Origin of the sequence: Streptomyces sp. NPDC006997, assembly GCF_040635175.1 — a bacterium.
In the GTDB taxonomy this organism is placed as follows: domain Bacteria; phylum Actinomycetota; class Actinomycetes; order Streptomycetales; family Streptomycetaceae; genus Streptomyces.
This window is the reverse complement of the sequence record NZ_JBEYHH010000015.1, coordinates 186,660-200,087: the sequence shown is the minus strand read 5'-3', so window position 1 is coordinate 200,087 and position 13,428 is coordinate 186,660. Positions and strand designations below refer to the sequence as shown.

7 protein-coding genes and 1 pseudogene are annotated in these 13,428 nt (G+C 69.4%); 1 reads left to right on the top strand and 7 read right to left on the bottom strand.

What is annotated here, in order from left to right; all coding sequences use genetic code 11:
* Positions 1-1,387: 1,387 nt before the first annotated feature.
* Genes ABZ659_RS17420 through ABZ659_RS17405 form a run of 4 tightly spaced genes read right to left on the bottom strand, consistent with a single transcriptional unit; the run spans position 1,388 to position 7,964 of the window.
* Complete coding sequence (locus tag ABZ659_RS17420; RefSeq protein ID WP_360220013.1) at positions 1,388-2,146, bottom strand: hypothetical protein; 759 nt, start codon at positions 2,144-2,146, stop codon at positions 1,388-1,390.
* 7 nt (positions 2,147-2,153) lie between these two features.
* Complete coding sequence (locus ABZ659_RS17415; protein WP_360220010.1) at positions 2,154-6,920, bottom strand: putative T7SS-secreted protein; 4,767 nt, start codon at positions 6,918-6,920, stop codon at positions 2,154-2,156.
* Between the two features lie 2 nt (positions 6,921-6,922).
* Positions 6,923-7,561 (bottom strand): hypothetical protein, encoded by a 639-nt coding sequence (locus tag ABZ659_RS17410; protein WP_360220007.1) that lies wholly within the window; start codon positions 7,559-7,561, stop codon positions 6,923-6,925.
* On the bottom strand, positions 7,554-7,964 hold the full coding sequence (locus ABZ659_RS17405) for an SseB family protein (RefSeq protein WP_360220045.1): 411 nt from the start codon (positions 7,962-7,964) through the stop codon (positions 7,554-7,556). Before ABZ659_RS17405 ends, ABZ659_RS17410 begins: the two co-directional genes overlap by 8 nt.
* Positions 7,965-8,687: 723 nt before the next feature.
* Here ABZ659_RS17405 and ABZ659_RS17400 point away from each other — a divergent pair.
* Positions 8,688-9,314, top strand: a complete 627-nt coding sequence (locus tag ABZ659_RS17400) for a hypothetical protein (protein ID WP_360220004.1) — start codon at positions 8,688-8,690, stop codon at positions 9,312-9,314.
* A gap of 162 nt (positions 9,315-9,476) precedes the next feature.
* On the opposite strand, the gene ABZ659_RS17395 is transcribed toward ABZ659_RS17400, so the two are convergent.
* From ABZ659_RS17395 to ABZ659_RS17385, 3 genes and pseudogenes are all read right to left on the bottom strand, one after another.
* A complete protein-coding gene (locus tag ABZ659_RS17395) occupies positions 9,477-11,000 on the bottom strand; it encodes an aldehyde dehydrogenase family protein (RefSeq protein ID WP_360220001.1) in 1,524 nt (507 codons plus the stop codon).
* A 147-nt stretch (positions 11,001-11,147) separates the two neighbouring features.
* Positions 11,148-12,476 carry a GAF domain-containing protein gene (locus ABZ659_RS17390; protein WP_360220043.1) on the bottom strand — a complete coding sequence of 443 codons (1,329 nt, stop codon included), beginning with the start codon at positions 12,474-12,476 and terminating at the stop codon, positions 11,148-11,150.
* A gap of 216 nt (positions 12,477-12,692) precedes the next feature.
* A pseudogene (locus tag ABZ659_RS17385) lies at positions 12,693-13,381 on the bottom strand (transposase); the annotation flags it as partial.
* Positions 13,382-13,428: the final 47 nt, after the last annotated feature.

Sequence of the window (13,428 nt, the reverse complement as noted above, 5' to 3'; positions counted from 1 at the left end):
CCTGAACGCCTTCCAGATCGCCTTCGAAGGCCGGCTCACCCCGGCCGCCAACTGACCACTACAGAAACTGGATCAGCCGTCTACTGGACACTCCCTGGCCCGGAAATGCCCCGGAACAGCTGTTCAGAGATGGGAGACGGGTGGGATAAATCAGGAGTTAAGTCAACATTCGCTCCACGACTCAAGGTGAGTGTGACAACGGCGCCTGACGAGGTAAGTCGCCTGGTCAGGCGCCCTTTCCTGGGTCTCTGGAAGAAGCCCAGCTTCTTCGGCGAGTACGACACCAGGAGGTTCTTCGTCTGCTGGCGGTACGCCCTACACGACGGTCTGACCAGGCAAAACGGGAGTGGGGCTGGCGGCCTGAGGAGTACTGGCCCGCGTATGGTCCGGATCTTGAAACGGAGTCGGCGGGGCAGCCTGGGGAGGTGATGCCATGGCGGCTGCTTGGTCCCGCTATCCGCCAGTCGGTTGGCCGTTTGCGGGTCGGAGCGAGCGTGTCCGAGGCAGTTTGGGAACCTGGGCATGGCTACGGTGTGGACAGGGCCGCCCGCCTCGCACGCAAGTCGGCCTTCCGATCCGGTACGTCCGAGATGCGGTCGCACCGCCTGAGCCGGGCGGCTAGGTTCTCGTCGGGATCACCTAGCACGGACGAAGGCGCCGATACACGGGGGAAGCACGTTCGTGGCGAAGCAAGAGTCGAGACGGTCGCGCTCGGCACAGCCGGCAACAGGCAGATCGCCAGCCGAACACGAGCGACATCGCCCGTCGGCGAGCGCGCCTCCGAGATCGAGGAGGCGATCGTCCAGGTATCTTCCAGCGCCCTGCACGGCCTTCGCGCCCTGGCCCTGAGTGAAAGCGTCGGCATCGAACTGGCCGACGGGAGCGGGCGCTGATGCACGTTTCCAGCGGCTCGTGGAGGACGTCGAGGTCGCGTCGGCAGGTGAACGCGGTGTCTCCGGGGGCGCGGCAGAGTTCTGTGGTCGCCTCCAGGCGGAAGTCCCGGGCCTCGTCCGCCCGAGGCCCGCCCGGGCGTACCGTCGGCGTGACGGGAACGCGGGCACGGCCGTCGGCGGAAGCGGACTCATAGGGCAACCGGAACCCGGCGCCGACCAGCTCCCGGCTGTCCGGGCGAACCGGAGCTCGTCGGGATCGTCCCACAGCCATTCCTGGCTGCCGAAAGTCTCCACGAGGAACCGCTGCCATTCATCTACGTCCGCGAACTCCGCGATGCGCACACACTGGCCCGGGAAGTCGAAGCGCGGGGTGCTGCGCAGTGGATCGTCCGTCACTGTCGCGGTCCAGTCGCCGGCGAGGGTGATCTTCGTGCCGAGCCGCATCATTTGATCTCCTCCGCCGGAGCCATGTCGCCGTGGCTGACCCTTGTCAGTCACCAGTCCCCGTAGTCCTCCACGTAGGTGGCGATGAGTGAGAGCAGGGCGTCGGCCCGGTGCCGGTCCTCGTGCTGGGTGCGCAGGGCCTCGTCAGCGGTCCGGAGCCGGGCCAGGGCGGCCGGGTCGCCATCCACCACGTCGTCGACCAACGGCGTGGTGATCAGGTCCAGGCATTCGGTGAGCAGGCGGCGGGTGGCGGGGGAGGGCGGGTTGGTGTCGGGGGCGGCGAAGCCGGTGGTCAGGTAGCGGGCGGGGTCGGTGAGGCTCCAGCCGACGACGGTGCCGTGCTGGACGAGGAGCGCCACGTCGGGGGCGATGCCGATGCGGGCCTCCAGCGGCTTGTCCAAGACGTCGAGGTCGCGCAGGCAGGTGAGCGCGGTGTCTCCGGGGGCGCGGCACAGCACCGTGCACATCTCATGCCGGAAGTCCTTGGCTTCGTCCGCGCGGAGCCCGCTCGGGTGTACTTCGGGTGTGACGGGAAGGCGGGCCGAGTCCTCGGCTGAGGCGGACTCTTCCGGAATTCGAAATTCAGCCCCGACCAGCCGTCGGCCGCTCGGGGTGAAGCGGAAAACGTCAGGGAGATCCCACAGGTAGTCCTGGCTGCCGAACGTGTCCGTGAGGAACTGCTCCCGTTCCACTCTGTCCGCATAGGGGGAAACGATCAGGAAGGTACCGAGGAGACGGGGCACGACGTCGAGCGGTTCGCCCGTCACCGTCGCGGACCAGCCGCCGTCGAACTTCAGTTTCGTCGTCATCACTGCCTCATCTGATCTGTACCGCCGGAGGCTGGAAGCGGCCGTCCTTGGCGGGAATCCTGCCGTTCACGATGTCCTCGTGCGTCACCGGGGCGCCGGGGTCCGTAGGTTTCCCGCCGAGCGCCGTGGCCCCGGACTCGCCCTTGATGCCCGACGGTCCGTATGCCGTGATGGCCTGGCCTTGGGTTTGGCCGGGGCCGTCGATCACCACGATGTCGTCACCCTGTCTGAAGGTGAACGTCCCGGCCGTGCCGGTCGAGTGGTACACGGCGTCCGGGTTCTTGAGGATTTCGACGACCCGTTCGTCGCTGAAGGCGTGCCGGGTGTCCCCGTGGTAGTCGTGGCGCTTCCTGAACCCGCCGCCCTGTGCCCTTTCGACGATGTCGTCCACGACCTTGTTGATCCGTTTCTGGGCCCGCTCCTCCTTCGTGTACTTGGGCATGAGGCCCAGCGGGTCGTACCCGCTGGACGGGTTGTCCACGTAGGCGACGGGGTTCGGGGCGGGGGCGAGGCCGAGGGGGTCGGGGGAGGTGTAGCGGCCGGTCTCGGGGTCGTAGTGGCGGAAGTAGTTGTAGTGGAGGCCGGTCTCGGGGTCGTAGTACTGGCCGGGGAAGCGGAGTGGGGTGTAGGCGCTGCTGTCGCGGGCCCAGGCGGTGGTGCCCCACAGGGTGGTGCGGGTGCGCCAGGCGATGTCGCCCGTCTCGTCGATGAGTTCGGTGGGGGTGCCGATGAGGTCGGTGGCGATGGCGAAGAACCGGCGGTCGATCTCCTTCTGCCGGTCGTCGGCGGTGAGGATGCGTTCGGTCTGGGCCAGGGGGGCGTCGGCACGGTGGTCCCAGGTGAGGGCGACCGTGTGCGGGTCGTGCGGCTGGTGGCTGGTCTGTTCGCACAGGGTGAGGCCGTCCCAGGTGAAGCGGACCTCCTCCACCACGCTCTCCCCATCCGCCGCCAGGCGCTGTTTCGCGGTGCGGCGGCCCAGGGGGTCGTAGCGGTACCGCCAGAGGGTTCCGTCGGGGGTGGTGACGGAGGTGAGGCGGTTGTCCGTGTCCCACTCGTAGCGCCAGGTGTCGGGTTTGCGGGAGAGGCGGGTCTCTTGGCGCATGGTGACCCGGCCGAGGGCGTCGTGCTCGAAGCGCACGGCTCCCGCGCGGGTGATCGCCGTGCCGGAGTAGGTCCGCGGTCCGGTGGCCTCGCTGCCGGGGTGGCGGGGTGGCCAGGACGCGGAGGTCTGGTTGCCTGCGTCGTCGTAGGCGTACCGCTCCGTCCAGCCCTGGGCGTGGACGGCGGTGACCCGGCCCGCCGAGTCGAGGTCGAAGGTGCGGGTGCCCGACAGCCGGTCCGTTACGGAGATCAGGTGGCCGTCGGCGCGGTAGGTGTAGGCGCGGTTGTTGACGGCACGTGCTCCGGTGGTGATGCGCTGCTCGGACAGTCGTCCGGTCTCGTCCCAGGCGGAGGTCATGGTGATCGTGTTGCCGAAGACGCGGGCGAGTTCGCGACCGGCGGCGTCGTGTGTGAAGTCGATCCGGTGACCGCCGGTGGTCAGGCGCTGGGGCTGTCCGTCGGCCCCGTAGGCGTAGGAGGTGACGTGACCGGTGGGTGTGGTGCGGCGCGTACGGCGGCCGAGGGCGTCGTAGGAGTAGGAGACGGGGCGGCCGTCCACCAGCTCGGTCTTGACCTTCCCGCGACGGTCGTACTGGTAGCGGAGTTCGCTGTCCGGTCCGGCTGCCTCCAGTAGGCGCCCGGCCCTGTCGTAGGCGTAGGTCGTCACGTTGCCGTCGACGTCCTTGCGGACCACCTGGCCGAGCTGGTCACGCTCGAACGAGATGGTTCCGCCGAGCGCGTTGACGCGGGCGGCGAGTCGGCCTGCGGCGTCCACCCGGTAGGTGAGGGTACGGCCGTCGAAGTCGGTCTCGGAGATGATGTTGCCCGCGGCGTCGTACTCGTAGGTCCAGGTCAGCTCTTGCGGGTTGATGACGCGGGTGAGGCGCAGCTCGGCGTCGTGCTCGAACTCGTAACGGGCGCCGTCGGGTCGGGTGCGGGCGACCGGCAGGTCGAAGTGGGTGTACTCGAAGCGGGAGACGCCGCCGGACGCGTCGGTGTGGGTGAGGCAGTTGCCCTCGCCGTCGTAGGTCCATGACTCGGTCGCCCCGTCGGGCCCGGTGCGCTGGGCGAGTTGCCCGTCGGCGTGCCACTGGAGGCGGGTGACGCCGCCCACCGGATCGGTGACGCGGACTAGCCTTCCGAGGCCGTTTCGCTCCGTGCGGGTGACGGCGCCGCCGGGATCGGTCACCTCGACGGGCAGTCCTGCCGCGTCGCACACCACGCGTGTCGTCGCCCCGAGGGCGTCGGTGACCGAGGTGAGTCGTCCAGCGGGGTCGTAGGTGTAGCGGGTGGTGGAGCCCGCCTGGTCGGTGACCGCCGTGCGGTTGCCGCGTTCGTCGTACTCGTGGACCATGCGGGTGCCGTCCGGCCCGATGACCTCCACCGGCAGACCGAACGGGCCGCGCACGGTGCGCAGTTCGCTCCTGTCGGGGCGGATGGCGCGGACGACCCGGCCGTCCTCGTCGTAGGAGAACGCGGTGGTGAGACCCAGCGGGTCGGTGCGGGTCAGGAGGTTGCCGCGCGCGTCGTAGGTGAACCGGGTGGTGTGGCCGAGCGGGTCGGTGACGGCCAGGAGACGGCAGCCGGGGCCGAACAGATGACGGGTCGCGTGCCCGTCCGCGGTGGTGAGGGTGGTGGTGCGGTGGCCGGTGTCGGGGGTGGGGTCGGTGTAGGTGAGGGTGATCTGGATGTGGCCCGCCTCGCCGCCTTCGGCGATGACGCGGTCCTGGTCGTCGTAGACGTAGTCGTAGCGGCTGTTGTTGGAGTCGGTCCAGGAGGTGACGCGGCGGCGGTCGTCGTAGGTGAAGTGAGTCGTGGCGCCGGAGGGTTTGGTGACGGTGGTGAGGTTGCCGTCCTCGTAGCCGTACGACATCAGGGGCAGGTCGGTGCCCGCCTCGCCCGCGTCGGCCAGGGCCAGGGCGGTGATCCGGCCGTCAGTGACGGACAGCTTCACCCGGTAGCCCGCCGAGTGGGCCAGGGTCAGCGGCAGACCATCCTCACCGCGGTCGACGGTGATCGTGTGGCCGTTGCGTTCGGTGATGCCCGACAGCCAGGCTGTACCGTCGCCTCCCGGCTCGCTGCCGGACGGGCCGGTGAAGTGGAAGACGAAGCCGCTGTCGGGGTCGGTGACCGTGTAGTCGCCGTCGGTGTCTCGGGCCAGCAGGGTGCGGGCCCTGCCCGATTCCGGCGTTGTGGACGCGCCGGGGACCGGGTGCGGATACGAGACCAGGAGCCCTTCGGCGGTGACGTGGATGACACCGATGGCGTCGATCTGGAGACGCTCGTCGACGGTGGAGGTCCAGGCGGGCCCGAGGAAGCGGCCGAACGTACAACCGGACTCGGTGCGGCGGGTGAAGACCAGCTGCAGGATGCCGGGGAGTTGGACGTCCGTCTGGGGCAGGTACATCCGGCCCGTGGCGAGGTCGACCGGGTCACCACCCTGCTTGCGGTCGCCGTCCGGGGTGTTGTGGGTGCCGTCGGGGGCGTCGTCGACCAGGCGGCGTAGGCGGGCCGCGTCGGCCGCCTCCTCCGCGATGCGGACGCCCTTGACCGCGGCGCCGCCTCCGCCCGTGGCCACCGTCAGTGCCACGTCGGGTAGCAGGCGGCCGAAGCCTTCCGAGGGGTCCTTCATGAAGTCGGTGACCATTTGTTTGCCGGTGCCGATGGGATCGTTGGCGGCGACGACCAGACCGGCGGCCAGGCTGTTCAGGGACGTGGCGTACTCGGCGGGGTGGGTGAGGTTGTAGGGGTCCATCGGGTTGACGCTGCGCACGAAGTTCAGCAGGCCCGCGGTGCCCTTGATGACGCCGCCGCCGACGTGGTCGCTCATGATCTGGGCCTCGCCCAGGCCGTCGCGGAGCTGGTCGGCGTACGACGGTTTCGCCGGGGCCTTGTCGCGGGCCGCGCGCACCGCCGACCGGGCCGTCTCCGCGGCGGTGTTCCGCTGTTTGCGGGCCTCGGCGAGGATGTCCTGCGCGTCCTGCATCAGCCTCTTGCCCGGATCGGAGAACGTCGCGGCCGGTTTCGGCGGCAGGGTGGCGGGGTCGCGTTTGTCGGCGGGTAGCGCGTTGTAGCGGTCGACGGCGCTGTTGTAGTCGTCGACCTTCTTGCGGTGGGCGTCGGCGGCGTCCTCGCTGGCTTTGACGCCTTCCTTCCACTTGCCGATCGCCAGCTGGGCCTGCCCCTGCGCCCAGGTGACGGTGTCCGCGAACGCCTCCAACGCACCCGCCGCCGCCTCGCAGGCATCCGCACCCGTGAACCACTTCGGGGGCTGCGTGCGTACGGCGGTGCGCAGGGCGTCGGCGGTCTCACCCTTCAGGCGGGAGGAGTCCATACCCTTCAGGCCCTCGCCCGCGCCGTCGAACGCCGTCTGGAAGGCGCGCAGACGGCTGGCGGTGGAACGGATCTTGGACGGGCTGCCGTAGATGAGCTTGGTCTTGTCCTCCGTCTGGTCGAGGTCCATCTCCTCGACCTCGGCGCCCATCCGGTTGGCGACCGAACGGGACTGCTCACGCACCCAGTCCGCGCCGGACTCCCAGCCGACGTCTTCGAGACGGTCGGCGGTCCAGTTCCCGGCGTCCTCGACGCGGTTGCCGACCCACTCCACCCCGTCCTCGACCGCGTCCTCCACCACATCGGGGGTGAGGTCGCTGACCAGATCACCGAAGCCCACGGTCAGTCACCTTCCTGCTGCCGGGCGCGTTCCTCCGGGGACGGGCCGAAGGTGTCGTCCAGGGCCTGGTTCCACTCGTCGTCACAGACACCGAGCGCGTTGTTGAGAAGGTCCGCCTGCCTGCCGCCCTGGCCCTCCGTCATGACCGTGCGGCCGGTGTCCTTCCACGTCTGCTCGATGTCCCGGCCCGCCTGCTCGAACGACTCCCGGCTGTAGTCGGGGCTGAGGTAGTCGGGCGTGAAGACGTCGCCCCAGTCCTGCTGGGCGATCTCCTCCTCCGAGGCGTGCGGGTTGCCGCCCATCACCGAGTTCACCCCGACCTTCAACGCGCCCGCCACGTACTGGTCGTGCTCCCACTGCATACCCGCCGCAAGCCCGAGGCGGTTGGAGAGCGCACTCGCGTCCGCGACCAACGCCCGAACCCCCCACTCCCAGCGCTCGCAGAAGTCCTCGAAGTCCACCGACAGGCCGTGGTGCCCGGCCTCCATCCCGGTCATGGACAGCTCCGAGAAGCCCTTGCCCATCACCGAACCCGTCGCGCCGCCCAGGTCCCCGAGCTGGTCGATGACCGCGCCCACACCCTGCGTGAACTTCGCCACCGCCTCCCGGCCGAGCTTCAGGTCCACCCCGTCCTCACCCACGACCCGTCACCTCCCCCGCGTCCACCGCCACCGCATCCGGCACGATCCCGGTCACCGGCGGGAAGAACATCGACCCGTCCTCCGTCGCGATGTCCACCGCCAGACCCGCCGGTTCACCCAGCGACGGCACGATCTCGTCCACGATCCGCGCCCCCCGCAACGCCGCGTACTCCATCGGCCGGTCACCGGGTCCGTGCCGCACCGCGAACCGGGCCAGCGCCGCCTCGTCCGTGAAGGCGCAGACCCAGCGCACCCCACCCTCGTGCGCCGACCACAACCCGCCCCCTACGACCGGCACCAGCAACACCGCCCGCCGCATCTCACCCACCAGAGCCCGAGGATCGCCCACCCCCGCCCTGCGCTCCGCGATCCGCTCGGCCAGAACCGTCCCCGCCCGCTCCACGGCCCCTCCCTCACCCTCGGTCACTGCTGGCACCGTAAGACAGACGCCCAGCGGCTCGTAGATGGTTCTCCTCGGATTCGCTGAAGCCCGTCGTGCCGCCACACGACCGCGAACAGACCGACCTGAAAGCTGCCCAGCAGACTCAGGCAGTGAGCACCGCCGTGAAGCTCGTCGCGCACGCACGGGGGACGGTATACCCCAAAAGCGTCTCCGAACTGGGCTCTTCCGAGACTCGCCCAGACCGACATTACGCCGATGACCCACCACGTGGAGTGTGTCGCCATCCTTGAACCGGCCGCAAAGGGCTCCTGACCTGCGGATTTGTGCGTGCACAATATGTGCGATGTGGGCGTTACGGGCGATATCTTGACGCTGAAATGACGCTCATTTGATGCTCGTTCTGATGGAATGTCAGGCGCCTTGTCGGCAGGTCAGACCCTGTCGAGACGGCGAGCATCGATGGGGCGCCGAGGGCAGGCGACGCTGAGCGCAGACCTACTGAGTCGTGCTGATCAGATGTCCCGGAAGAGACGAGCCAGCGCGGTGACCTGCCACGATGAGGAGGATTTTGTCGCTGACCTGCGCGAATCGTCTTTCAGTTGTTTCATGCTCGTGCCGGTTGATGAAGCCGGAAGTCCCAGAAAAGTCCCAGAGGACTCCCAAGGCTGACGTACGCCCTTTCGGTTCTGCTCGACGTGGGCAGCGCGCCGGGGCCGGGGCTGTGTGCTGGAGGTCGGCCATGTTCCTCCGCGGCCCGCCAGCAGCGTGTTCTCCGCTCGCGCGGGAAGCGCGCTGCTGGCCTACCTGGGTGTGCCGGTTCAGCTTCGCCGTGCCGCGTCCGCTTTCCGCACCATCTTCGCCGCATGGTCAGCCGAGTGGACTGACGACGGTGAGGTGCACGAGGTGCACTCGCTTAAGCGTCGTGCGGCAAGCGCGACGCGTCCGGTTCCCATCCCGCCGCAATTCGTACGCATGTTGCACGCCCATGTGAAACGGTTTGACGTGGCACCTGACGGGCGGCTCTTCCGGAATCAGGTCGGCAACTACGTGGATGCTGCCGCCTATGGCATCACGTGGGCGCGGGCCCGGGAGTACGCCCTGACTCGTTCTGAGCGCGCATCTCGCCTGGCCAAGCGACCTTACGATCTCCGGCACGCCGGGATCTCGTTCTGGCTGTACTCCGGAGTGGACCCGGCCGAGTGCGCCCGCCGCGCCGGCCAGAGCATCGAGGTCCTCTTTCGCCACTACGCCAAGTTCCTTGACGGCCTTCGAGAGCAGGCGAACCGCCTCATTGAGGAGTCCATGAACGAGTGGCAGCGCGTCAGCCAAGGTGAAGCACCTGAGGGCTGAACCGAGAATTTGGTCCGTGACTGGCCCGGAAGTACTGGCCAGGAGGGGTGTAGCGGTGGGAGGAACTGGGAGTTAGCGCGCATTTCGGTCTTGGTCGAGAGTGGGCCAGATGTCAGGCGCCTGACGGGTGAAAGCCCAGGTCAGGCGCCTGTTTTTATGCGTCTAGAAGAAGCCCAGCTTCTTCGGGGAGTACGACACCAGCAGATTCTTCGTCTGCTGGTAGTGCTCCAGCATCATCTTGTGCGTCTCGCGGCCGATGCCGGACTGCTTGTAGCCGCCGAACGCCGCGTGCGCCGGGTAGGCGTGGTAGCAGTTCGTCCAGACACGGCCCGCTTGGATGGCGCGTCCGGCGCGGTACGCCGTGTTGATGTCACGGGTCCAGACACCGGCCCCGAGCCCGTACGGCGTGTCGTTGGCGATCTTGATCGCGTCGGAGAAGTCACCGAAGGAGGTGACAGAGACGACCGGTCCGAAGATCTCCTCCTGGAAGACCCGCATACGGTTGTCGCCCTCGAAGATCGTCGGCTGGACGTAGTAGCCGCCCTTCAACTCGCCTTCGTGTTCGATCCGTTCCCCGCCGGTGAGAACCTTCGCGCCCTCCTGGCGGCCGATGTCCAGGTAGGAGAGGATCTTCGCCAGCTGCTCGCTGGACGCCTGCGCGCCGATCATGGTGTCGGTGTCCAGGGGATGGCCTGACGTGATCATCTCGGTGCGGGCGACGGCGGCGTCCAGGAAGTCGCCGTAGCGGCCGCGCTCGACCAGGGCCCGGGACGGGCAGGTGCACACCTCGCCCTGGTTCAGCGCGAACATGGTGAAGCCCTCAAGGGCCTTGTCACGCAGGTCGTCGTCGACCGCCCAGATGTCGTCGAAGAAGATGTTCGGTGACTTGCCGCCGAGTTCGAGGGTGACCGGCTTCAGGTTCTCGGCGGCGTACTGGAGGATCAGCCGCCCCGTCGACGTCTCACCGGTGAAGGCGACCTTCGCCACCCGCGGGCTGGATGCCAGCGGCTTGCCCGCCTCGGGACCGAAGCCGTTGACGATGTTCACCACGCCCGGCGGCAGCAGATCCTCGACCAGGCTCATCCAGTAGTGGATCGAGGCGGGGGTCTGCTCCGCCGGTTTGAGGACCACGGCGTTGCCCGCCGCGAGCGCGGGCGCCAGCTTCCATGCCGCCATGAGGATGGGGAAGTTCCACGGGATGATCTGCGCGACGACACCCAGTGGCTCGTGGAAGTGGTACGCCACCGTGTCGTCGTCGACCTGGCCAAGTGAGCCCTCCTGCGCCCGGATCGCGCCCGCGAAGTAGCGGAAGTGGTCGATGGCCAGCGGGATGTCCGCGGCCAGCGTCTCGCGCACGGGCTTGCCGTTCTCCCAGCTCTCGGCCACCGCCAGCCGCTCCAGGTTCGCCTCCATACGGTCGGCGATCTTCAGCAGGATGTCGGAGCGCTCGGTCGTGGACCTGCGGCCCCATGCCGGGGCGACCGCGTGCGCCGCGTCCAGCGCGCGCTCGACGTCCTCCGCCGTGCCGCGCGCCATCTCCGTGAACGGCTGTCCGTTCACCGGGCTCGGGTTCTCGAAGTACTGTCCGCGCGCGGGCGGCACGTACTCGCCGCCGATGTAGTGGTCGTAGCGCGACTGGTAGGAGACGATCGCGCCCTCGGTGCCGGGTGCCGCGTATCGGGTCATGGCGGTGTGCCTCCTTCAGCTGTGCTGCCCGCCGTTGGGCAACTCTCGGCGCGAGGCTAGGGACGGGGACGTTGCAACGACGTTGCGTGGCGACGGGCAGCGGAGGAGTCGGGGTGTGGGTGGCAGCGGGACAAGGGGCGTAGGCGTCTACCGCCCGCGTGGGGCCGTGGTGGGACGGTGGTGAACCGGGGCCGGACGGCTATGGTCCCGGCGCACGGTCACGGCAGTCGGTGCCGTCAGTTCCGACTCCAGCGCGGTGAGGCGGGCCCGCACCGCGGCGGTCGGCCGGGTGGCCGCCAGCGCCCGCCACACGTCGAGGTCGTCCTCGCCCCAGGGCGCGTGCGCCCAGTCCGCCAGCAGGTCGGGATCGCGGCGGGCGATCAGTGCCGTGCGCAACCCGTCGGCGACCTGCCGCCGGAGCCGCACCACCGCCGGGGCCTGCGAGGCGGGCAGCAGCGGCCCGGCGTACGCCGTCGCCGCGGCTGTCACCGCACCGGCCACCAGGCGCCGCTCGACGACCGCCACGTCCGACTCCACCGGCACCGTCAGCCGGTAGGGGCGCGAGGCCAGCAGTCCCGGGCCGAGCAGGCCCCGGAGCCGCGCGAGTTCGGCGCGCAGGGTCACCGGCGTCACCGACTCGTCCTCGTACAACGCGCACAGCAGCTCGTCACCGGTCAGGCCCTCCGGGTGGCGGGCCAGCAGCACCAGGATCTCGCTGTGCCGCCGGCTGAGCCGGATCCGGCGGCCCCCGGTGCGCAACTGCGCCTCGTCCCGGCCGAGCGCGGTCAGTTCCGCCGTGCCCTCGGCGGGCCGGTCCGGGGTGAGCAGCGACAGATGCGACTCGGCGGCCCGTGCGACCGCCTGGACGAAGCCCAGACTGTGCGGATGCGCCACCCCGTCACCCCCGGTGACGTCCACCGCACCGAGGACCCGCCCGGTGCGGGGGTCGTGCACCGGAGCCGCCGCGCACGTCCACGGCTGCACCCGCCGGGCGAAGTGCTCGGCCTGGAAGACCTGCACCGCCCGGTCCACGGCGACGGCGGTCCCCGGAGCGTTCGTCCCGACCGCCGACTCCGCCCAGCGGGCGCCCGGCACGAAGTTCATCCGCCCGGCGCGCCGCCGGGTCGCCGGATGCCCCTCGACCCACAGCAGCCTGCCGTGTGCGTCGCATACCGCGATCAGGTGTTCGCCGTCCAGGGCGAACGCGCTCATGAGTTCCCGGAACAGCGGCATGACCCGGGCCAGCGGGTGCTCGGCGCGGTAGGCGCCGAGATCACCGTCCGTCAACTCCACGCACGCGGTTCCGTCCGGTCCGACACCGGCGCGTGCCGAGCGCCGCCACGAGTCCGCGACCACGGGGCGGACCGGCCGCGGCACCGTACCCGCCTCGGTGAAGGTCGCGTGCGCGCGGCGCAGCGTCCGGGCACGTGCCACGGGGTCGGCCCCCGGCTCCAGGGCCACCCAGGAATCGGTCAACTCGGCCTCCCGGAGGGCGATACGGCTTGAGGGGACATCGTTACTCCGAGTACCTGCGCCGACAACCGTTTCGACGTCGGTTACTCGAACGAGACTCCTCCCGTGGGTCACCACCGGACCGGAGGGGGCGGTTGAGCCGCCGCTAAGATCATCTATCCCAAGGGGCCAGTGACCGTAAGCGGTCAGTGAGCGGTGGATGGGTTGTCCGGTCTGGTCGTTGTGCCAGATGGCGGTGGTGAGGGCGAGGATGCGTGCAGGATGCGGACCGTCACGCCTTCGGGAGTGCGGCCGTAGTAGTTCTTGTCGGCGAGCAGGCTCTGGCCCGGCCGGGAGCGCAGCAGCTTCGGTTCGGTGGCGAAGGTGTCGAGCAGGACCTCGCGCTCGACGGCTTTGGCTTCGGTCAGGGCGAGGGCGACCGGCAGGCCGTGCGGAGTGCAGATCAGGTGCAGACGCAGGCCCCGGAAGAACCGGCTGTGGCTGGCGCAGTAGCCGTACTCGGCCCATCCAGCCAGGTCGGAGCGTTTGGCCGTTTCCTTTTGAGCGGCCGCCACCGGGGTGGAGTCGACGATCCATACGGTGTCGCTCCCCAGCGTGGTGTCGCTGGCCAGGTGGACGATCCGGCGAATCAGCGAGGCCGCCGCTCCCAGGCGCCTGTTGTAGCCGGGCTGCTGGGGCAGGCAGGGGAACAGGTGGCGCAGGTGAGCATGGGCGTGGCGGAGCCAACGGGCCTTGCCGGTGAAGCCAGGCAGGGCCTGCATCACCGCCAGGGTGACCAGTTCCGCGTCGCTGGGTTTGGGCGCTGTGCCCACCGCCGGTCGCCGCGGGCCCAGGTGCGGAGCCGCTTTCAGCAGGTCGTCGGTTTCCACGTAGAGTGCGGTCGCGAGGGTGTCCAGGTTGTTCGTCACACAACGACCTTGGAGACCCTCGTTCACGTCTCTACGAGCACCCCTTG